Source organism: Pseudoxanthomonas spadix (assembly GCF_003703395.1).
In the GTDB taxonomy this organism is placed as follows: domain Bacteria; phylum Pseudomonadota; class Gammaproteobacteria; order Xanthomonadales; family Xanthomonadaceae; genus Pseudoxanthomonas_A; species Pseudoxanthomonas_A spadix.
Window position 1 is genome coordinate 151328 of the sequence record NZ_RDQN01000002.1, and the last position, 19814, is coordinate 171141.

Genomic DNA, 19814 nt, shown 5'->3' on the forward strand with positions numbered 1-19814 from the left:
CTGGTCGAAGGATCGCGCATGCCCCGCCATAGCCAGTTCGCCCTGCTCAAGCAGCGTCGCTTCCTGCCATTTTTCGCCGTCCAGTGCCTGGGCGCCCTCAACGACAACGTCTATCGCCAGGCGATCATCGGCCTGCTGTTCTTCCTGGGCGTCAGCGACGCCGAACGTACGCTCTACACCAACCTGGCGCCGGCGCTGTTCATCCTGCCGTACTTCCTGTTCTCCTCCATCGCCGGGCAGATCGCCGAGAAGCTGGAGAAGCAGCGGCTGATCGTGATCACCACCGCGATGGAGATCGCGATCATGACCCTGGCCGCAGTCGGCTTTTTGAGCCAGAACATGACGATCCTGCTGATCGCGCTGTTCAGCACCGGCGTCCAGTCGACCCTGTTCGGGCCGGTGAAGTACTCGATCCTGCCCTCGGTGCTCAGGCCGGAGGAACTCACCGGCGGCAACGGCCTGGTGGAGATGGGCACCTCCATCTCGATCCTGGTCGGCATGATCTTCGGCGGGCTGATCTTCCAGCTGGCCGGCAGTCACGGCCCGGTCACCGCGGCCGCTGCCGTGATCGTGCTGGCGGTGGCCGGCAACACCATCGCGCGGCTGGTGCCGCGGGTGGATGCCGGCGCGCCGGAGCTGAAGATCAACTGGAATCCGCTGCCCGAATCGCTGGCCGTGCTGCGCATGGCCAGGAAGCAGACATCGGTGCGCAACGCCATCCTCGGCGTGTCCTGGTTCTGGTTCGTCGGCACCATCCTGACCGCGCAGCTGCCGTCCTATGCGGTCACCAACCTCGGCGGCGAGCCCACCCTGTACATCTTCGCGCTGGCGCTGTTCTCGGTGGGCACCGGCGTCGGTTCGCTGCTGTGCGAAAAGCTGTCGGCGCGCACGGTCGAGATCGGCCTGGTGCCGCTGGGCGCCTTCGGCATGACCGCGTTCCTGCTGGACCTGTACTTCGCACGCGCTGGAGAGGCCAGCGCCCAGGGCCTGTCGGTGACCGAGTTCGTACACCAGGCCGGCAGCGTGCGCATCATCATCGACCTGCTCGGCATCGGCCTGTTCGCCGGGTTCTTCGTGGTGCCGCTGTTCGCGCTGATCCAGAGCCGCACGCCCAAATCGCAGATGTCGCGCGTGTTCGCCGCGCTGAACATCCAGAACTCCGGCTTCATCGTCGCTGCGGCCGTGCTCGGCCTGCTCGCCCAGCGCCTGCTGGGCTGGACCATTCCGCAGGTGTTCCTGGCGCTGGCCATCGCCAATGCGCTGGTGGCGATCTGGATCTTCACCATCGTCCCCGAATTCCTGATGCGTTTCCTCAGCTGGGTGATGGTGCGTGCGCTGTACCGCCTGCGCCTGCACGGCATCGAGGACAACGTGCCCGACGAGGGCCCGGCACTGATCGTCTGCAACCACGTCAGCTACATGGATGCGCTGATCCTGTCGGCGACGATCCCGCGGCCGGTGCGCTTTGTCATGTACTACAGGATCTTCAACATCCCGGTGATGCGCTGGATCTTCCGCACCGCCAGGGCGATTCCCATCGCCGGTGCGCGCGAAGATCCTGCGCTGATGCGCGCGGCCTTCGAGGCAGTCGATCGGGCGCTGGCCGAGGGCGAGCTGGTGTGCATCTTCCCCGAAGGCGCGCTGACCCGCGACGGCACTATCGGCGCGTTCAAGTCCGGTGTTGAGAAGATCCTGGCCCGTCGCCCGGTGCCGGTGGTGCCGATGGCGCTCAAGGGCATGTGGTCCAGCATGTGGTCCAGACGCGACTCGCGCCTGGGCCGCATGCGCGTGCCGCGCAGGTTCCGCGCCCACATCGAAGTGCTCGCCGGCGCGCCGATGCCCGCCGACAGCAGCGCCGCGCAGCTCGAGGCCAGGGTGCGCGCGCTGCGCGGCGAGGCGGCCTGAGGATTCGCGCTCACTTGCTGTTAATCTTTTGCAGGGGCCCGCGTCGGCGGGGATTACGATCGCTCTGGGGAAGGCCATGAATGCAAGTGCCGAACACGTACCGAACTATCTGGTGTGGGCAATCCTGTCCACGCTGTTCTGCTGCCTGCCTCTGGGCATCGTGTCGATTGTCTATGCGACCCAGGTCGATGGCCGTCGTCTGGCCGGTGATCTGAACGGCGCCCGCGAGCTGTCCCACAAGGCGAAGATGTGGGCCATCTATTCGGCCATCTCGCTGCCGGTATTGATCATCCTGTGGTTTGTGTTCTTCGGCGGCCTGGCAACGCTGGGATCGCTGGCTTCAGGGGGCATGCGCTAGCAGTCTGTCGGACTTTGGTCGGCCGGGCTGCGAATCCGCCTGTGCGGTCCATCTTTCCGCCGCTTCTTGGCCCATAGCACCACTATGGGCCGGCGAACCGTCGAAAATCTGACCTCGCACAGCCGAATTCTCGCCTCGACCACCAAAGCCCGACAGGCTGCTAGTCCTCACTGCATCTGGACGCTGGGAGAAAAACTGCATGAACACCATTCCGCCGCCACCCGGCTCGCCGGTGCCGCCGCCCGAGCCGCCGCCGTACATGCCGCCGCCGATGGCCGCCGCGCCGGGTCCCGTGCCCAACCATCTGGCGTGGGCGATCATCGCCACCATCCTGGGAACGTGTCTGTGCTGTCCGCTGGGACTGCTGGGCATCGTCGGCATCGTCTATGCCGCGCGGGTCAACACGTTGCTGGCCGCAGGCGACTTCGCCGGCGCCCAGCGTGCTTCGGCCACCGCCAAGACCTGGTGCTGGGTCGCCACCGCGCTGGCGATCATCGGCCTGTTGTGGATCAGCTATGGCCTGATCAGCGGCCGCAGCCAGATCCAGTACCAGCAGATCCAGCAGCTGTGGCATTCGCAAAGCCTGTGATCCGGCTGGGCGCCCTGGACAGGCTGGCCCTGGCCGGTGCCGCGGTCGCGGCATCGGCCGGGGTCTGGGCGCTGCGCAGGTTCGATCCCAACGCCGCCAACAACCCGTTCCCGGGCTGCCTCTTTCATGAGCTGACTGGTTACTGGTGCATCGGCTGCGGCATGACCCGCGCGATGCATGCCCTGGTCCACGGCCAGCTGCTGGCGGCCTTGTCGATGAATCCGCTGGCCATGCTGGCGCTGCCGACCCTGCCGCTGCTGCTGGCGGTTTCGCGTGGCTGGGTGCCGCCGCGCTGGCTGCAGCCGCTGGCCCGCTGGGTGTCCGAACCGAAGCTGTGGCTGATCGCGCTGCCCGCCTACTGGATCCTGCGCAACCTGCCGTGGTTCCCGTTCACGTTGCTGGCGCCGCCGGCGGGTTGAGGCAGCAGCCACGCAGCGGCGCCGGCGCGGGGCACACCGCGCGTTGCGCGCTGCGCACCTGTTTCAACTAGCTCACCCACCCGGCAATCACAAACAAGGCCATCAACGCCAGCCACAGCAGCAGGATGCGCCAGACCAGGCTCATCGCATCGCGCAGTTCGGGCATGTCCTGCAGCGGCGGGGCCAGGCCATCGGCAACGTAGTCCTGTGCGTGCTCGGCCAGTTCGGCGTTGACGCTGGCGCGCGCGGCGGCGCCGAGAAAATCGGTCTCCAGCTGCGGCCGCATTCCACCGGCCGCGCGCCAGGCGTTGAACACCGCGTCGAAATTGCTCATCAGCGCCATTGACAGGGTCAGCAGCTGCGCCACCGGCCACTCCATCAGCGCCAGCAGGCGCTGCGCACCGGCGCGATGGGCCAGGGGCAGGCGCGCGGCGGTGACCCCGACTGCCGACAACGCGCACAGCCGGTACAGCACCGCGCCGGCCGGGCCCAGCAGCAGAAACCAGAACACCACCGAGAACCAGCGGGTCAGCGCGCTGCGGAAGACCGCTTCAACCAGGACCGGCCCCTGGCCACCGCCGCTGCCGGTTTGCGCCCCCAGCTGCGAGATCGCAATGCGCTGGCTGACCCCGTCTTCGGCATCGAGCACCGCGCGCACGTCGGCATCCAGGTCGCGCGGGCCCCAGGCCCAGACCAGCACCGCGATGCCAAACACCAGTCCCAGCACGCCCGCCAGCGGCCCGTGCAGCCACCCTTGCAGCAGCGCCACCGGCACCAGCCACGGCACGATCGCCACGCCTGCCCCGGCCACGCCGGTCCACAGCGGCTGCTCATGCAGATGCCGGTCCAGCCACAGCTGCCAGCGCGCGAACAGGTCATGGCGGCGCCAGGCGGCCACCGCACGCGGAGCCAGCTGGCCCAGCAGCACCGTCACCACGACCGCGACCAGAGTGATCGACATGGAGGTTCTCCGCCGGCCGTCTAGGGCCGGCCCGGGGATGTGTTGGCGCAGGCCTGGGTCATGCGGTCATCTTCCGGTACCAGTGTTCGATCAGCGCCCGCGCGATCGACAGCGCCGGCGACAGCAGCAGCGTGCCTTCGCCGCGCAGGCTGGCGCCGACCTCGTCCGCGGTGAACCAGCGCGCGTGTTCCAGCTCGCCGTTGACCGTGGGCGTGTCTGCCTCGGCATCGGCCTCGAAGCCCAGCATCAGCGCGCCGGGAAACGGCCACGGCTGCGCGCCCAGGTAGCGGGCCGAACGCACCCGCACCCGGGTTTCCTCCATCACTTCGCGGGCCACGGTCTGCTCCAGCGTCTCGCCGGGTTCAACGAAGCCGGCCACCACCGAATAGCGGTGCTGCGGCCACGCGGCCTGGCGCCCCAGCAGCAGCCGCGACCCGTCGCTGACCGCCACGATCACCGCCGGGTCCACCCGCGGGTAATGCTCGGTGCGGCACTGGCTGCAGCGCCCGGTGTAGCCGGCGCGGTGGAAGTCCAGCTTGCCCCCGCACACGCTGCAGTGGCGCGTGCTGCGCTGCCAGTGCAGCAGCGCGCGCGCCTGGGCGAAGGCGGTGGAATCGGCATGGGCCCATTGGAAGGCGGCCTGGCGCAGCTCCATGCGCCCGGGCACCTCCAGCGCGATCACATCCGATGACACGGCAAACCAGGCCACCGCGCCGCGCAGCCCGAGGAAGATCGCACTGCCCGGCCCGCCACCGATCTCCTCGCCGGTCGGCGCCAGCAGATTGCCATCGGCATCGGCGAAGCACAGCCCCTCGGCATCGATGACCAGGACCCGCGCCTGCGGCCACAGCGCGGCCAGCGCCTGGGGGTCGTCGCGCAAGGCATCGGCGCGGTCCAGTGGTTCGGCCACGAACGAAAAACCGGACAAGGGTCCGGTTTCGATCGGGTACGGCGTGGGAGTTCGATGCGCGTCGGCCGGCATCACATGCTGAAACTGCTGCCGCAACCGCAAGTGGTCTTGGCGTTGGGATTGCGGATCACGAACTGGGCACCGTGCAGGCTCTCGGTGTAGTCGACCTCGGCACCCATCAGGTACTGCAGGCTCAGCGGATCGACCAGCAGGGTGACTTCATCGGTGCGCACGGCCAGGTCGTCCTCGGCGCGATTCTCGTCGAACTCGAAGCCGTACTGAAAACCAGAACAGCCGCCGCCCTCGATGTAGACCCGCAGCGCCAGGTCGGCGTTGCCTTCCTCGGTGATCAGTGCGCGCACCTTGGCGGCGGCGGCGCGGGTGAAGGTGAGTGGCCGGTCCAGCGACTGATAGTCCGGCGCCGGGGCGGCAGTAGGCAGGGAGACGAGGGTGCTCATGGGTGCAGGATGGGGCCAGGACGCTGCCAGTTCAACCCGCGCCGCCGGCGGCCGCGGGCGCAACCGCCGGCCCGGTGGCGGTGGCTTCGGCCCAGGTGAAGGACTGGTCCACGCGGCTGCCGCCATCGGGCTGCAGCCGGGCCGTCACCCGCAGCGGCTTGAACTGCGGCGGCAGCACCACCTCGCCTTCCAGCTGCTGGAAGTACTTGAACGAGAATGCCATGCCGTCGGCATTGGGCTGCTGGCGCAGGCGCGGCCAGTCCAGGGTTTCCAGGCGGCCCTCGCGGGTACCTTCCACGCTCAGCTGCAGGCGACCGCGGTTGACCGCGCCGCGGTTGAGGTTCTGGGTGAGGGTGGCGGTGAAGTGCCAGGCCTGGTCGGTCCGTGGCTGCAGCTTCAGCTCATGCACGGCCAGGCCGCGGCGCTGGGCGGTGGCGCCGACGAAGCGCTCGTAGAACGCCACGTCCGCGCGCAGGCCGGAAATCTCTTCATCGCGCTCGCCCAGCGCGTTCTGCAGGTCGCCATTGGCCTGGCGACTGATCTGGTCCGAGCGCGAAAGCGTGGCCACCCGCTGTTCCAGCTGCTGGATGCGCGCCTGGGCCTGGCGCCACTGGGCCGCGCTCGGGACACCGGCGGCCGGCGCAAACACCTTCCAGGCACCCCACAGGCCGAACACCAGCGCCAGCACGCACACCCCGCCCAGCGCATGCACCACTGCGCGCGCACCGCGGCTCACCGGCAGCAGGTGGGGAGCGCCAGGTTTGGAGGGGTCGGCAGGCTCGGTCGGGGACATCGGCGCAGCATAGCCAGCGCCACTTGAGGGCGTTCTGAACGCCGCACGCGCGTTCAGCCGCCCGGCCCTGGCGCTTCGGCACGGCTGGGGCCTTGCGCAAGAGGGCCCAGGTGCACATGCTGCCGCCGATTGCCGCGCCGGCGGGAAGACGGCCACGCCTATACTGGCGGCTCGTTGGGGGGCCTCTGCTGTTCCCCGTCGCCCCCCGAGTTCAGGGATCTGGCACCGTGACCGAAGCGCACCTGTTCGTCATCGGCATCCTGCTGGCCTGGATGGCCGGCATCCGCGTGTACCTGACCGTGTTCGGCGTTGGCCTGGCCGGGCTGCTGGGCTGGGTCGAACTGCCGCCCGCCCTGCAGGCCACGCAGTCCTGGTGGGTGCTGGGCACCTCCGGGGCACTGGCGCTGACCGAATTCTTCGCCGACAAGATTCCCGGCGTGGATTCGGTCTGGGACCTGCTGCAGACCCTGGCGCGGGTACCGGCCGGCGCGTTCCTGGCTGCGGCCACGCTTTCGCCCGATGGCCAGCTGGGCACCGGCGCGCTGGCCGCCGGCGCCGGCGTGGCCCTGACCAGCCACCTGCTCAAGTCCGGCGCACGCGCCCTGCTCAATACCTCGCCCGAACCGGTCAGCAACTGGACCGCCTCGCTGACCGAGGACGCCCTGGTCACCGGCGGTCTGGCCCTGGCGCTGGTGCACCCCTGGCTGGCGCTGGCGGTGGTCGTCCTGCTGAGCCTGGCCATGACGTTGCTGCTGGTGTGGATCGCACGTGCGCTCTGGCGGCGCTTGCGGCCCGGCCCGGACCGGGCGGCCGTGCCACGCTCCTGAAGACCGCACCGACCGCAATGTTGCCGCCCGTCGCATAATGGGCCAAGTCAAGCCGGGAAGCCCGATGTCCGCACCGCTGCCGCCCCACCCCTCGTCCTCCTCGCCCGCGCGCCCGGTGCTGCGCGCCGAGACCCCGCCGCCGCATTACTGGCGTCGCTGGACCGAAGATGCACCGGACCTGCAGGCAGCCAGCACGCTTGAAGGCGACCCACCGGCGCCACCCCCTTCGCCCGGTGCGCCGGGTGCCCCGGCCGCACCCGGCAGCGGCAGCGACCAGCCCCCGCTGGAATCGCCCTACCGGGTGCTGATCGTCGAGGACGACCGGCCGCAGGCCCTGTTCGCGCAGAGCGTCCTGCACGGCGCCGGCATGCTGGCCGAGGTGGAGATGGACGCGGAAAAGGTCATCGACAGCATCCAGCGCTTCGTCCCGGACCTGCTGCTGATGGACCTGCACCTGCCCGGGCGCGATGGCATGGCGCTGACCAAGGCCATCCGCGAGCGGCCTGAATACCTGGACCTGCCGATCGTGTTCCTGACCGGTGATCCGGATCCGGAGAAGCAGTACGAGGTGCTCGACAACGGTGCCGATGATTTCCTGAGCAAGCCGGTCCGCCCACGCCACCTGATCGCCGCGGTGTCCAACCGCATCCGCCGCATGCGCCAGCGCAGCCCGGTGCAGGTGATCGCCAGCACCGCGCCCGACGCGGTGCAGACCCCGCAGGACCTCAACACCGACACCGGCCTGCACACCCGCAGCTATGTGCAGCAGCAGCTGGCCTCGGCCCTGGAGGAACACGCCGAGGGCGGCCTGTTCTTCATCGAGATCGCCGGCGCGCTGGGCCTGCGCGAGCGCTATGGCTACGCCAACTACGAACAGCTTCTGGTCCAGGCCGCGCGCCAGCTGTCGGCCTTGGCCGCGCCGCAGCCGCTGGCGCGATTGAACGACAACAGCTTCCTGGTCGTGGCCCGCGGCCTGCCGCGCGAGGCGCTGGAAGGCTTCGCCCGCCTGCTGCACGACCAACTGGCCAAGGTCCTGCTGCCGGTGCGCGGCACCGAGACCATCCAGCTGCGCGCGATCATCGGCTATACCGAACTCAACCTGGGCTTCGCCAGTCGCGAGGCGGCCATCGAGGCGGCCGAACAGGCCACGATCCGCGCGCGCAGCCTGCCCGGCCACGTCGCCGCGCACGTGCCGGCACCTTCGGCCAGCGAGCAGGCCCGCGCCTCGCTGGACGGGACCACGCTGGAGCTGCTGTTCCAGCCGATCGTGTCGGTGGCCGGCGGCGACCAGGCCCAGTTCCAGGTGCTGATGCGCCTGCGCCAGGCCGATGGCACGCTGCTGTCGGCCGCGCAGGTGGTCCCGGCGGCCGAGCTGTCCGGCGACATCATCGACCTGGATCGCCAGATCGTCGGCCGTGCGCTGGACCTGATCGCTCGGCGCCAGGTCGAAGGTGCCGGCGGCCTGCGGCTGTTCGTGTCCCAGTCCCCGCGCACCCTGACCCGCCCGGACGCGGCCGACTGGCTGCTGGGCGAGATCAGCCGGCGCGGGATCGAGCCCTCCTCGCTGGTGATCGACATCCGCCTGTCAGACGCCTTGATCCACACCATGGCCCTGCGCGACTTCGCCCAGGCGCCGATGCAGGCCGGGGTGCAGTTCTGCCTGAGCCAGTTCGAGCCCGGCGCCGAAGCCGAGGCGCTGCTGTCACTGCTGCCGCTGAGTTACCTGCGCGTGTCCAGCCGCTTCGCTGGCGCGCACACCGACGCCGCCCTGCGCGGCCAGCTGCGCACCACCATCGACCTGGCCCATCGCCAGAACCTGCTGGTGATCGGCCAGCAGATCGAGGACCCGCAGGCGGCGGCGGCGATGTGGATGGGCGGCGTGGACTTCATCCAGGGCAACCTGGTGCAGGGCGTCGGCGAAGACCTGGGCTTCGATTTCCACAACGCGGTCCTCTGATCGTGTCCGCACCGGGACGTGCGGCGTTGATGTCGGGGCTGGCCGCGGCCGCAGCGGCGGTCGTGCTGGTGGCGCTGTGGCTGGACCTGTCGATGGTCCCCGGCCCATGGCTGCTGGTGGCCTTTTCCTCCGGGGTGGCCACGCTGCTGGCCACGGTGGCCACGCTGGTGGTGTTGCACGGCGTGGCCCGCCATGCCGAGGCCGCCGAGGCGCGCGCAGCCATCGCCGAATCCGAGCGCCAGATGACCCAGCGCGAGGTTGAACGCCTGGGCCGGATGGAAACCGAGATCACCCAAGCCAGGCAGGCGGCCGAATCGGCGGTGCTGGCCAAGGGCGAGTTCCTGGCCACGATGAGCCACGAGATCCGCACCCCGCTCAACGGCATCGTGCCGATGCTGGACCTGCTTGCGCGCTCGGCCCTGGCACCGGACCAGCGCCAGCTGGTGGAGGCGGCGGCCAGCTCCTCGCAGGCCCTGCTGCGGATCGTCGATGACATCCTGGACTACTCCAAGCTGGAGGCGAACAAGCTCGAGCTGGAGACCACCGCCTTCAACCTGCGCGAAGTGCTCGAGCAGGTGATGCACCTGATGCAGCGCCCGGCCGAGAACCGCGGCCTGCGCCTGGGCCTGCAACTGGACCCCACCGTGCGCCTGTCGGTGCGCGGCGATCCGCTGCGCCTGCGCCAGGTGCTGACCAACCTGATCGGCAACGCGATCAAGTTCACCGAGCGCGGCTCGGTCACCCTGGTCGCGCGCCGCCTGGGCGAAACCGGCGCCCAGCACCTGCTGCGCTTCGAGGTGCGCGATACCGGCATCGGCATCGATGCCGATGCGCAGGCGCGGCTGTTCCAGTCCTTCAGCCAGGCCGATGCCTCGACCACGCGCCTGTTCGGTGGCACCGGCCTGGGCCTGGCCATCTGCAAGCGCATCGTCGAGCTGATGGGCGGGCGCATCGCGGTGGTGTCCGAAGCCGGCCGCGGATCGACGTTCTGGTTCGAGATTCCGCTGCTCAAGGCATTGGGCGACCTGCCCACGCCCGACACCGTGCCTGGCCAGGCCCGGGTCCTGCTGGTCACCCCCGATCCGTTGCTGCGCTCGCGCCTGTCCAGCCTGATGACCCAGTGGAGCGTGTCGCTGCAGTGCGTGGAAAACACCCAGGAAGCGCTGGAGCGCCTGCGCAGCTCCAGTGCTGGCTTCACCACCGTGGTGGCCGACATCAGCCGCCTGCGCAGCAGTGCCCGCGCCTTGCACCGCGCCGTGGGCCGGGCCACTAGCGAGTTCGGCACCCAGCTGGTGTGGCTCTACGGCGATGAGCCGGTGCCGGACGAACAGCGCGCCGGCGCGACCCTGCTGCCACGGCTGGCCCACGAATCAGACCTGCGCGCCCTGCTCAGCGTGGTCCCGCGCGCGCCCGACACGGCCAGGCCGGGCCCGACCGTCCAGCCGCTGCCCCTGTCCGAACCAGAACAGTTCTTCACTTCACCATCTGTCACGGTCCCCGGCGCCGAACCGCCGCCGGCCCAGCCGGCGCCCGTGGACGGACGCCGGCTGCTGCTGGTCGAGGACAACCCGGTCAACCTGGCCGTGGCCGAGAAGATGCTCGAATCACTGGGCTTTACTGCCGATCACGCCGGCAACGGCGTGGTGGCGCTGGAGAAGATGGGCCGCACCCGCTATCCGCTGGTGCTGATGGACTGCCAGATGCCGCTGCTGGACGGCTACACCGCCACCCGCCGCTGGCGCGAACGCGAGGCCGAGCGCGGCCAAGCGCGGCTGCCGATCGTGGCCATGACCGCCAATGCGATGGCCGGCGACCGCCAGCGCTGTCTGGATGCCGGCATGGACGATTACCTGTCCAAGCCGGTTTCGCGCACCCAACTGGAAAAATGCCTGCACCGATGGTTGCCACCGCTGGACGACGGCACCGGCGCGCAGGCCAGCGTGGCGACCGGGCCCACGGCCGCGGTCCCGGTTGTACAACCTGCACCGGCCGAGCCGTGGCCGTTCGTGGAAGAAACCATGCCGCCCCCGGGTGCTTCGGCCATCGATGGCGCCGTGGCCGCGCTGGACACCAGCGTCCTGGACGAGCTGGCAGAAGTCACCGGACCGGGCCTGGCCAGCATCATCCAGGTATTCCTGGAAGATGCCCCGCGCCTGATCCGCGAACTGGAAACCGCCTCGACCGTGCCCGACCTGGACGCCATGCGCGCGGCGGCCCATTCGCTCAAGTCCTCCAGCGCCAACATGGGCGCCCTGGCCCTGTCGGCGGCGGCCAGGCGCATCGAACTGGGCGCACGCGAACAGCGCCTGGATCGCCCGGCCGTGGCGGTGGCGCTGGTGATCGCGGAATTTGCCCGGGCCCGGGTCGCGCTGCAGGGATATCTGGTGCGCCTGCAGGGCGCCGGCGCGGCGACTTAGCCGTCGAGCTTGCTCAACAAGTAGTTCGGCTCGCCGATCCGGCCGATCAGGTCCAGCTGGGTTTCCAGCCAGTCCACGTGTTCTTCCTCCGAATCGAGGATCTCCACCAGCAGCTGGCGGCTGACGTAGTCGCCGACCGTCTCGCAGTAGGCCACCCCTTCGCGCAGCACCGGCAGCGCGTCCATCTCCAGCGCCAGGTCGCACTCGAGCAGCTCGCGCGGGTTTTCACCCACGCGCAGCTTGCCCAACGCCTGGAAATTGGGAAGCCCTTCGAGGAACAGGATGCGGTCGGCCAGCTTGTCCGCATGCTTCATCTCGTCGATGGACTCGTTGTACTCGTGCTCGGCCAGTTCCTTCAGGCCCCAGTTCTTCAGCATCTTGGCGTGCAGGAAGTACTGGTTGATGGCAGTCAGCTCGTTGTAGAGGACCTTGTTGAGGAACTCGATGACCTTGGCGTCGCCCTTCATCGTCATGGCCTATGCAGGTGATGGAATGCGCCGCAGGATACCGTGCCAGGCCGGACGATGCTGAAACCCCGATCGTGATCGCCTGTGCGTGCGCCCGGCGCCGCGCTAGGTTCAGGCGGCCGCCGCGTCGCTCACGACCGGCAGCGGAAGGGCCATCGCGGCGTGCTGTTCGGCCAGCAGACCGGCGGCCATGTCCAGACAACTGCCGCAGGTGCTGCCGCAGCCGGTGCGCATGGTCAGTTCGGAAACAGTCTTGCAGCCGTTGGCGGCGGCTTCGCGGATCTGGAGGTGGGTGACCCCGTTGCAGAGACAGACGTACACGGCAGTGGCTGGGCGCGACGGACCGGAATGGCCCGGGGCCTATTCAAACGCGAATGCGAATGGTTGTCAATTTCCAGAAGGCAGCGGACCTGAACCCTTCCGCCGACCACCGGAGCGGATGCGTGGGCGCTGGGCGCCGCGCGCCGCCGCGGACTCGATGACGCCCCGGTCCTGGCGCGGCTGCGGCACCGCCTGCAGCCCGGCCGCCAGCCGTGCCAACGGCGCCAGATGGTCCAGTGCACGGGCGTAGACGCCGCGCTTGAACATCACCACGTGCTCCATCGGATACCAGAAATCCACCCAGCGCCAATGGTCGAACTCGGGGGTCTCGGTCAGGTCCAGACGCACGTGGTGCTCCTCGCAGACCATTCGCAGCAGGAACCAGACCTGCTTCTGCCCGATGCACACATGGCGTTCGTGGCGGCGCACGGCGCGTTGCGGCAGCCGATAGCGCAGCCAGCCCGGGGTCGCGCCCAGTAACTCGACGTGCTCGGGCAGCAGGCCGGTTTCCTCGCGCAGTTCGCGGTACATGGCCTCGACCGGGGTCTCGTCCGTGTTCATGCCACCCTGCGGGAACTGCCAGCCATCCCGGCGCACCCGGCGCGCCCAGAACACTTTGCCTTGCGGATGCATCAACACGATGCCGACGTTGGGTCGGTAACCGTCCGGATCGATCACGACGCGGACTCCTGAGAATCTACTGGAGCCGAATGTGCCATGCCTGCGCCGGCGCCTCAACCAGACAATCAGAAGATTGACAGACGCCCTTCAGATATCCAGAATTGCCGGTTCTCGCGCGGCTATGTAGCTCAGCCGGTTAGAGCACAGCACTCATAATGCTGGGGTCGGTGGTTCGAGTCCACCCATAGCCACCACTTCGCGCGAACCTGCAGTACAGGCAAAAAAGGCCCGCTTCCTGAGCGGGCTTTTTCGTATCCGGGATACGGACCTTCCGAGGCACGCCACCCTGCACCTCGTCCGCTGGCACGGCAAATGGGCGGCAGACCTGGCAAGGATCCAACTACAGTTCGTCAGGCGCGGCGTCAGGCGGCGGATTGCCCTGCGTCTGCGGGTCCGGCGCGACGCCCTTGCGCGCGTCCTGGCGCATTTCGAACCACATGCCGTTGAGGATGGCGAAGAAGCAGGCAAGGCTCACGCCCAGGATCCAAGCGAAGTACCACATGGTGCAGCTCCTATGTCAGTAGGCGTTCGGGTTCTGGCCGATGCTGTCGGCGCCGACCTTGCCGCGCAGCACACGGTAGACCCAGGCGGTGTAGAGCAGCACGATCGGCAGCAACAGCACCACCGCGATCAGCATGATGAACAGCGTGGTGTGGCTGGAGGACGCATCCCACAGGGTCAGGCCGTGGCTCGGGTCGGAGGAGGACGGCAGCAGGAAGGGGAACACCGCCAGGCCCTCGGTCAGGATGATGCTGGCGATGCCCAGGCTGGAGGCCAGGAACGCTCGCCCCCCCTTGCCGCGCAGCAGCAGCACGCCACTGAGCAACATGCCCGCCACCCCCAGCACCGGGAAGATCCAGGTCCACGGCATGGCCTGGTAGCTGGCCATCCAGGAGGCATGCGCCACCTGCTTGAGCGCAGGGTTGGACGCGCCGGTGAGGTCCAGGCCGCTGGTCACCCGGTAGCCGTCGACGCCCAGGGCCATCCACACCCCGGCCAGCACGAACAGCACCGCTGCGGCAAAGGCGGCCAGTGCACCGAGCTTGCCCGCGCGCACTGCAACCGGGCCATCGGTCTTGAGCACCAGCATGCCGGCGCCGTGCGCGGCCAGCATGGTCACACTGACCAGGCCGCAGACCAGCTGGAACGGCATCAGCAGGCCGAACAGGTTGCCTTCGTAGATCACCCGCAGGCCGTCGTCGAAATGGAACGGCACGCCGACCACGACGTTGCCCATGGCCACCCCGAACACCAGTGCCGGCACGAAGCCGCCCACGAACAACGCCCAGTCCCAGACCGCGCGCCAGGTCGGATTTTCGACCTTGCTGCGAAACTTGAAGCCCACCGGACGCAGGATCAGCGCCACCAGGATCAGGAACATGGCCAGGTAGAAGCCGGAGAAGCTGACCGCGTAGAGGATCGGGAACGCAGCGAAGATCGCACCACCGCCGGTGATCAGCCACACCTGGTTGCCCTCCCAGACCGGGCCGATCACGTTGAGGGTCAGGCGGCGCTCGGCATCGGTGCGTGCCACGGCGGGCAGCAGCGTGCCCACGCCCAGGTCGAAGCCGTCGGCGATGGCAAAGCCGATCAGCAAAATGCCCAGCAGCAGCCACCAGATCAGGCGCAGGGTGTCGTAGTCGAGGGGAATGGCGTGCATGTTGCGTGCTCCGTGGCCGTCAGACGGTGGGCGAGGTGGCCAGCGCACTGGCGGAGGGTTGGGAGGGGGCGCCGCCGCCGATGTAGTCGGTCGGGCCCTTCCTGATCAACTTGCGCATCAGCCAGATCTCGACCACCGCCAGGGTGGTGTAAAGCGCCGCGAAACCGCACAGCGAGAGCACGACCTCGTAGAGCTTCAGGCCCGAGGCGGCGAAGAAGGTCGGCAGGACGCCATCGATGATCCACGGCTGGCGGCCGTACTCAGCGATGATCCAGCCGGCCTCGATGGCCACCCAGGGCAGCAGCAGGCTCCATAGCGCCAGTTTCAGGAAGCCACGTTTTTGCTCGATCTTGTTGGTGGTCACGTACCAGAAGGCCACTGCGAAGAACACGATGAAATACAGGCCCAAGGCCACCATGATGCGGAAGGTCCAGAACATCGGCAGCACGTTGGGCACCGTGTCCAGGGCCGCCCTGGCGATCTCGCCGTCGGTGGCGTTGCCGATGTCATCGCGGTACTTCTTCAGTAGTAGGGCATGGCCCATGTCCTGCCACTTGGCCTCGAAGGTTGACCGGGCCTGCGCATCGCCGCGGTCGGCGCGCAGCGCCTGCAGCGCGGCGTAGGCATCCTGGCCGTTGCGGATACGCTGCTCGGCGCGGGCGACCAGGTCCTTGATGCCCGGCATCTGGGTGTTCAGCGAACGGGTGCCGATCAGGCCCATGACCCAGGGAATGTGGACTTCGGCCCGGTTGCGCTGGTTGGCCTGGTCGGGGATGGCGAACAGGTTGAACCCGGCCGGGGCAGGCTCGGTTTCCCACATGCCTTCCATCACCGCCAGCTTCATCTTCTGGTTCTCGCCGACCGTGTAGCCGCTCTCGTCACCGAGCACCACCACGCTCAGCGAGGCGGCCAGCCCGAAACTGGCGGCCACCGCCAGCGAGCGCTTGGCCAGCTCGACATGCTTGCCGCGCAGCAGGTACAGCGCACTGATCGCGGCCACGAACACCGCGCCGCACACGTAGCCGGCACTGACGGTATGCACGAACTTGGCCTGCGCCACCGGGTTGAACAGCACCGCGGCGAAGTCGGTCACCTCCATGCGCATGGTGTCCGGGTTGAAGCTGGCACCGGTCGGGAACTGCATCCAGCCATTGGCGATCAGGATCCACAGCGCCGACAGGTTGGAGCCCAGCGCCACCAGCCAGGTCACCATCAGGTGCTGGACCCTGCTCAGCTTGTTCCAGCCGAAGAAGAACAGGCCGATGAAGCTGGCTTCCAGGAAGAACGCCATCAGCCCTTCGATCGCCAGCGGCGCGCCGAAGATGTCACCGACATATTGGCTGTAATAGGACCAGTTGGTGCCGAACTGGAACTCCATGACCACCCCGGTGCCCACGCCCATGGCGAAGTTCAGGCCGAACAGCGAGCCCCAGAACAGGGTCATGCGTCGCCACACATCACGACCGGTCATCACGTAAATGCTTTCCATGATGGCCAGGAGGAAGGACAGGCCCAGCGTCAGCGGGACGAACAGGAAGTGATAGAGCGCAGTGAGCGCGAACTGCAGACGACTGAGTTCGACGATGGTCATGTCCGGCATGGCAGCTGTGGCCCCTTGGAGTTGCCTGCAGGATGCCCTGCAATCGGGCTGCCGGCCTTGATCTGCATCAACGTCCCGACAGGCGGCCAGGGTGCACAATCAGGCCTTCGTTGCTCGCCACCGGTCATGCCCCAGCCTTCGCCCGATGCCCGCCAGCAGCTGCAGGCCCTTACCGCGCCGGTGCGCAGGCGGTTGCGCGTGGCAGGCGTGGCCACGGTGCTGGCCGGCATAGGACTGGCGGCCCAGGCCGGGCTGATCGCGCTGGCCGCGCAGCGGGTGCTGGTCCAGCACCTGCCGCTGGACCAGGTGCTGCCGCTGCTGCTGGCGCTGTGCGCGGTCGGCCTGGTCCGCGCCGGCCTGGCCTGGTCTGCGCGCCATTGCGCCGATGCGGCGGTGGAAACCCTGCGCCACCAGCTGCGTCTTTCCGTGGTGCGGCGCCTGCAGGCACGCGGGCCGCTGTGGCTGCGCCACCAGCGCGCCGGCGCCCTGGCCGAGCTGCCCGGCGCCCATGTCGATGCGCTGGACGGCTACGTCGGCGGCTTCCTGCTGGCACGGATGGAAGTCACCTGGGTGCCGCTGGTGCTGCTGGTGGCGGTGTTCTGGGTCGATCCGGTGGTCGGCGGCATCCTGTTGCTGACCCTGCCGCTGATCCCGGTGTTCATGGCCCTGGTGGGCTGGGGCGCACAGGCCGCCAGCGAGCGCCAGCTCGATGCGCTGACCCGGATGGGCGCGCACTTTGCCGACCGCCTGCGTGGGCTGGGCCTGATCCGCCTGTACGGCCGCGCGCAGAGTGAACTGGAAGGCGTGCGCGCGGCCGCAGACGCGGTGCGCGAAGGCAGCCTGAAGGTACTGCGCATCGCCTTCCTGTCCTCGGCGGTGCTGGAGTTCTTCGCCTCGATCGGGGTGGCGATGGTGGCGCTGTATCTGGGCCTGACCTACCTGGGCATGTTGCACATCCGCAGCGCGCCGCTGGACCTGGCCGCCGGACTGTTTTGCCTGCTGCTGGCACCGGAGGTCTACGCGCCGCTGCGCCGGCTGGCCGCGCACTACCACGATCGCGCCAACGCGCTGGCCGCAATCACCCGGATCGATGCGGCGCTGGATCAAGCCGAGCAGGCCCCCCGCGAGGTGGCGCCCGGGGCCGATGCCGCAGGGACATTGCCACCCCAGGTCTGCGTGCAGGTGCGCGACCTGAGCCTGCGCCACGCCGGCGCCTCGCATCCGGTCCTGGAGCAGCTGTCCTTCGATCTGCACAGCGGTCAGCACATCGCGCTGGCCGGGCCCAGCGGCTGCGGCAAGAGCACCTTGCTGGAAGCCCTCGCCGGCTGGCTGCCGGCCGATGCCGGCCAGTTGCTGCGCAGCCAACACCTGCGCATCGGCTACGCGGCGCAGCGGCCGCACCTGTTCTGTGGCTCGATCGCCGACAACCTGCGCATTGCCGCGCCGCAGGCCAGTCAGGCGCAGCTGCACGCGGCGGCCGACGCGGCGCAGGTGATGGACTTCGTCCGGCAGCTGCCGCAGGGGCTGGACACGCGCATCGGTGAAGGCGGCTTCGGCCTGTCCGGCGGCCAGGCCCGCCGCGTCGCCCTGGCGCGTGTGCTGCTGCAGGATCCGCAGCTGTTGCTACTGGACGAGCCGACCGCGTTCCTGGATGCGCAGACCGAAGCGCGCCTGCTCGAGGCGCTGCTGCAGTTCGCCCGCGACCGTACCCTGGTCATCGCCACCCACAGCGAGGCGGTGATGGAACGTCTTGGCCAGGTGCTGTGGCTGCCGGACGGGCAGATGCGCCGCTTGCGGAAGGCCGCGTGAACCCGTTCGCCGCCCATCGCCGCGGCATTGCGCTGACCCTGGCGCTGCTCAGCCTGACCCTGCTGGCCGGTACCGCGCTGCTGGGGGTCGCCGGGCACTTTCTCACCGCCGCAGCGCTGGCCGGGACGGGCGCGCTCGGGTTCAACCTGTTCGGCCCCTCGGCCGGCATCCGCGGCCTGACCTTCGTGCGCATCCTCTCGCGCTACGGCGAAAAACTGGTCGGCCACGATGTCACCCTGCGGATCGGCCGCGACCTGCGGCTGGACTTCTTCCGCCGCGCGCTGCCGTTGGCACCGCTGGGCCTGGGACGGCTGCGCACCGGGGATTTGCTCAGCCAGCTGGTCGCCGACATCGAACGGGTCGAAGGCGGGCTGGTGCGCGCGTTCGGCCCGCTGCTGGCGTTGGGCCTGCTGGTGCTGGTGGCCTGCGCGGTCGCCGCGATCGCCTTGCCGCTGGCCGGGCTGGTGCTGCTGGTGACCTGCCTGCTGCTGGGCGTGGTGCTGCCATGGGCGGCTGCGCGTGGCGCGCGCGCGCACGAGGCTGCCCGCGAACAGGCCCGCGCCACCGTGCGCGCCGACGTGCTCGATGCGGTGCAGGGCGCCACCGACCTGGCCGCGCTGCAGGCCGGCGACGGCTGGCTGGTCCGTATCGAGGCGGCCAGCCAGACGCTGGCGCGCTGCGAACGCCGGCGCAAGCAACGACTGGCCCTGGCTACCTTCGGCCACGGCGCGATCACGGCGATCGCGCTGACCGCGATGTTGGGGCTTGTCCTGGCGGCCGCATCGACCGGTGCGGTGTCGGCGCCGGCCGCGGCGGGCCTGTTCTTCATGACCGTGGCCACGCTGGAGGCCTGCGCCGGCGCGGCCCTGGCCTGGCGCGAACTGCATGCCGCGCGCGGCGCCTGGCAGCGCCTGCAGGGCACCGTCAGCGCCGCCCCGCCGGTGCGCGATCCGGCAACGCCCAGCCCCGTGCCCGCGCAGGGCAGCCTGGAACTGGTGCAGGTCGGTTTCCACTGGGCCGGCAGCAGCCAGCCGGTGCTGGACGGTGCCAGCCTGCGCATCGCCCCCGGCCAGCGCATCGCCATCACCGGCGACAGCGGCGCCGGCAAGAGCTCGCTGCTGGCGCTGCTGCTGCGCCTGTGCGATCCGGATGCCGGCAGCGTGCGCTACGCCGGCATCGACCTGCGCTGCTTCGCCCAGGACGACTGGCATCGCCAGATCGCCTGGCTGCCGCAGGAGGCGCCGGTGTTCGCCGGCAGCGTGCGCGACAACCTGCGCCTGGGCGATGCGCAGGCCAATGACATGCGCCTGTGGCAGGTGCTCGAACAGGTGCGGCTGGACGCGCTGGTGCGCGGCCTGCCCGGCCAGCTCGACGCCTGGATCGGCGAACACGGCCGCACGCTCTCCGCCGGCCAGGCCCGCCGCATCGCCCTGGCCCGCGCCCTGCTGCGCGATGCCCCGATCCTGCTGCTGGACGAACCCACCGAAGGCCTGGACGTGGACACCGCCCAGGCACTGCTGGCCGACCTGGCCGAGGCCAGCCAGGGCCGCACCGTCATCGTGATCACCCATGACGCACTGCCCGTCGGCTGGGCCCAGGCCACCTGGCATCTGGCCGATGGTCGCCTGCAGGAAGCGATCAGTGCCTAGCTGTTGCGCGCGTCTTCAGCAGGCGCCGGTGCT

18 protein-coding genes, 1 tRNA gene and 1 pseudogene are annotated in these 19814 nt (G+C 69.2%); 10 read left to right on the forward strand and 10 right to left on the reverse strand.

Annotated elements, in window-relative coordinates; all coding sequences use genetic code 11:
- The first annotated feature begins 18 nt into the window (after positions 1-18).
- From D9R12_RS03290 to D9R12_RS03305, 4 genes are all read left to right on the forward strand, one after another.
- Entirely contained in the window at positions 19-1905 is a 1887-nt protein-coding gene (locus D9R12_RS03290) for an MFS transporter (RefSeq protein ID WP_122227994.1), read from the forward strand.
- A 76-nt stretch (positions 1906-1981) separates the two neighbouring features.
- The gene (locus D9R12_RS03295) at positions 1982-2263 is read left to right on the forward strand and encodes a CD225/dispanin family protein (protein WP_014161665.1); all 282 of its coding nucleotides are present in this window, start codon (positions 1982-1984) and stop codon (positions 2261-2263) included.
- 199 nt (positions 2264-2462) lie between these two features.
- Entirely contained in the window at positions 2463-2852 is a 390-nt protein-coding gene (locus D9R12_RS03300; RefSeq protein WP_014161666.1) for a CD225/dispanin family protein, read from the forward strand.
- Positions 2849-3271: a DUF2752 domain-containing protein gene (locus D9R12_RS03305; protein WP_014161667.1), complete on the forward strand. Its 423-nt coding sequence runs from the start codon at positions 2849-2851 to the stop codon at positions 3269-3271. Before D9R12_RS03300 ends, D9R12_RS03305 begins: the two co-directional genes overlap by 4 nt.
- Positions 3272-3338: 67 nt before the next feature.
- Here D9R12_RS03305 and D9R12_RS03310 read toward each other — a convergent pair whose 3' ends face one another.
- Genes D9R12_RS03310 through D9R12_RS03325 form a run of 4 tightly spaced genes read right to left on the reverse strand, consistent with a single transcriptional unit; the run spans position 3339 to position 6393 of the window.
- Positions 3339-4232 (reverse strand): hypothetical protein, encoded by an 894-nt coding sequence (locus D9R12_RS03310; protein WP_122227997.1) that lies wholly within the window; start codon positions 4230-4232, stop codon positions 3339-3341.
- A gap of 58 nt (positions 4233-4290) precedes the next feature.
- On the reverse strand, positions 4291-5214 hold the full coding sequence (gene nudC, locus D9R12_RS03315) for an NAD(+) diphosphatase (protein ID WP_122228000.1): 924 nt from the start codon (positions 5212-5214) through the stop codon (positions 4291-4293).
- Positions 5214-5600: an iron-sulfur cluster insertion protein ErpA gene (gene erpA, locus D9R12_RS03320; RefSeq protein ID WP_122228003.1), complete on the reverse strand. Its 387-nt coding sequence runs from the start codon at positions 5598-5600 to the stop codon at positions 5214-5216. The genes nudC and erpA overlap by 1 nt, the downstream gene beginning before the upstream one ends.
- Before the next feature lie 31 nt (positions 5601-5631).
- The gene (locus tag D9R12_RS03325; protein ID WP_244671757.1) at positions 5632-6393 is read right to left on the reverse strand and encodes a DUF6776 family protein; all 762 of its coding nucleotides are present in this window, start codon (positions 6391-6393) and stop codon (positions 5632-5634) included.
- A 227-nt stretch (positions 6394-6620) separates the two neighbouring features.
- On the opposite strand from D9R12_RS03325, the gene D9R12_RS03330 reads away from it, so the two are divergent.
- The 3 genes from D9R12_RS03330 (at position 6621) to D9R12_RS03340 (ending at position 11594) form a co-directional block, all read left to right on the forward strand.
- Positions 6621-7220 carry a DUF4126 domain-containing protein gene (locus tag D9R12_RS03330; RefSeq protein WP_122228006.1) on the forward strand — a complete coding sequence of 200 codons (600 nt, stop codon included), beginning with the start codon at positions 6621-6623 and terminating at the stop codon, positions 7218-7220.
- A gap of 64 nt (positions 7221-7284) precedes the next feature.
- Entirely contained in the window at positions 7285-9177 is a 1893-nt protein-coding gene (locus tag D9R12_RS03335) for an EAL domain-containing response regulator (RefSeq protein WP_122228009.1), read from the forward strand.
- Between the two features lie 29 nt (positions 9178-9206).
- A complete protein-coding gene (locus tag D9R12_RS03340; RefSeq protein WP_122228012.1) occupies positions 9207-11594 on the forward strand; it encodes a hybrid sensor histidine kinase/response regulator in 2388 nt (795 codons plus the stop codon).
- Here D9R12_RS03340 and bfr read toward each other — a convergent pair.
- The 3 genes from bfr to D9R12_RS03355 form a co-directional block, all read right to left on the reverse strand.
- Positions 11591-12061: a bacterioferritin gene (gene bfr, locus D9R12_RS03345; protein ID WP_014161675.1), complete on the reverse strand. Its 471-nt coding sequence runs from the start codon at positions 12059-12061 to the stop codon at positions 11591-11593. The two genes, D9R12_RS03340 and bfr, sit on opposite strands and share 4 nt — an antisense overlap.
- A 111-nt stretch (positions 12062-12172) precedes the next feature.
- Positions 12173-12382, reverse strand: coding sequence for a (2Fe-2S)-binding protein (locus D9R12_RS03350; protein WP_122228015.1), 210 nt, complete (start codon positions 12380-12382; stop codon positions 12173-12175).
- Positions 12383-12448: 66 nt separating this feature from the next.
- The gene (locus D9R12_RS03355) at positions 12449-13060 is read right to left on the reverse strand and encodes an RNA pyrophosphohydrolase (protein ID WP_122228018.1); all 612 of its coding nucleotides are present in this window, start codon (positions 13058-13060) and stop codon (positions 12449-12451) included.
- A 120-nt stretch (positions 13061-13180) separates the two neighbouring features.
- Here D9R12_RS03355 and D9R12_RS03360 point away from each other — a divergent pair.
- A tRNA-Met gene (locus D9R12_RS03360) sits at positions 13181-13257 on the forward strand.
- Positions 13258-13472: 215 nt separating this feature from the next.
- Here D9R12_RS03360 and cydX read toward each other — a convergent pair.
- The 3 genes and pseudogenes from cydX to D9R12_RS03375 form a co-directional block, all read right to left on the reverse strand.
- Positions 13473-13565, reverse strand: a pseudogene (gene cydX / locus D9R12_RS15995) (cytochrome bd-I oxidase subunit CydX); the annotation flags it as partial.
- Positions 13566-13580: 15 nt separating this feature from the next.
- Positions 13581-14723 (reverse strand): cytochrome d ubiquinol oxidase subunit II, encoded by a 1143-nt coding sequence (cydB, locus tag D9R12_RS03370; RefSeq protein ID WP_122228021.1) that lies wholly within the window; start codon positions 14721-14723, stop codon positions 13581-13583.
- A 19-nt stretch (positions 14724-14742) separates the two neighbouring features.
- Positions 14743-16323, reverse strand: a complete 1581-nt coding sequence (locus D9R12_RS03375) for a cytochrome ubiquinol oxidase subunit I (protein WP_122228023.1) — start codon at positions 16321-16323, stop codon at positions 14743-14745.
- 126 nt (positions 16324-16449) lie between these two features.
- On the opposite strand from D9R12_RS03375, the gene cydD reads away from it, so the two are divergent.
- Positions 16450-18132, forward strand: a complete 1683-nt coding sequence (gene cydD, locus D9R12_RS03380; RefSeq protein WP_122228026.1) for a thiol reductant ABC exporter subunit CydD — start codon at positions 16450-16452, stop codon at positions 18130-18132.
- On the forward strand, positions 18129-19781 hold the full coding sequence (cydC, locus tag D9R12_RS03385) for a thiol reductant ABC exporter subunit CydC (protein WP_170159124.1): 1653 nt from the start codon (positions 18129-18131) through the stop codon (positions 19779-19781). Before cydD ends, cydC begins: the two co-directional genes overlap by 4 nt.
- Positions 19782-19814 lie beyond the last annotated feature (33 nt).

Coding starts and splice junctions, on each gene's coding strand:
- D9R12_RS03295 (WP_014161665.1), top strand. CDS start 1,982: ATGAATGCAAGTGCCGAACACGTACCGAACTATCTGGTGTGGGCAATC.
- cydB (WP_122228021.1), bottom strand. CDS start 14,723: ATGCACGCCATTCCCCTCGACTACGACACCCTGCGCCTGATCTGGTGG.
- D9R12_RS03340 (WP_122228012.1), top strand. CDS start 9,207: ATGTCGGGGCTGGCCGCGGCCGCAGCGGCGGTCGTGCTGGTGGCGCTG.
- D9R12_RS03310 (WP_122227997.1), bottom strand. CDS start 4,232: ATGTCGATCACTCTGGTCGCGGTCGTGGTGACGGTGCTGCTGGGCCAG.
- cydD (WP_122228026.1), top strand. CDS start 16,450: ATGCCCCAGCCTTCGCCCGATGCCCGCCAGCAGCTGCAGGCCCTTACC.
- D9R12_RS03335 (WP_122228009.1), top strand. CDS start 7,285: ATGTCCGCACCGCTGCCGCCCCACCCCTCGTCCTCCTCGCCCGCGCGC.
- D9R12_RS03375 (WP_122228023.1), bottom strand. CDS start 16,323: ATGCCGGACATGACCATCGTCGAACTCAGTCGTCTGCAGTTCGCGCTC.
- D9R12_RS03300 (WP_014161666.1), top strand. CDS start 2,463: ATGAACACCATTCCGCCGCCACCCGGCTCGCCGGTGCCGCCGCCCGAG.
- nudC (WP_122228000.1), bottom strand. CDS start 5,214: ATGCCGGCCGACGCGCATCGAACTCCCACGCCGTACCCGATCGAAACC.
- D9R12_RS03290 (WP_122227994.1), top strand. CDS start 19: ATGCCCCGCCATAGCCAGTTCGCCCTGCTCAAGCAGCGTCGCTTCCTG.
- erpA (WP_122228003.1), bottom strand. CDS start 5,600: ATGAGCACCCTCGTCTCCCTGCCTACTGCCGCCCCGGCGCCGGACTAT.
- D9R12_RS03325 (WP_244671757.1), bottom strand. CDS start 6,393: ATGTCCCCGACCGAGCCTGCCGACCCCTCCAAACCTGGCGCTCCCCAC.
- bfr (WP_014161675.1), bottom strand. CDS start 12,061: ATGAAGGGCGACGCCAAGGTCATCGAGTTCCTCAACAAGGTCCTCTAC.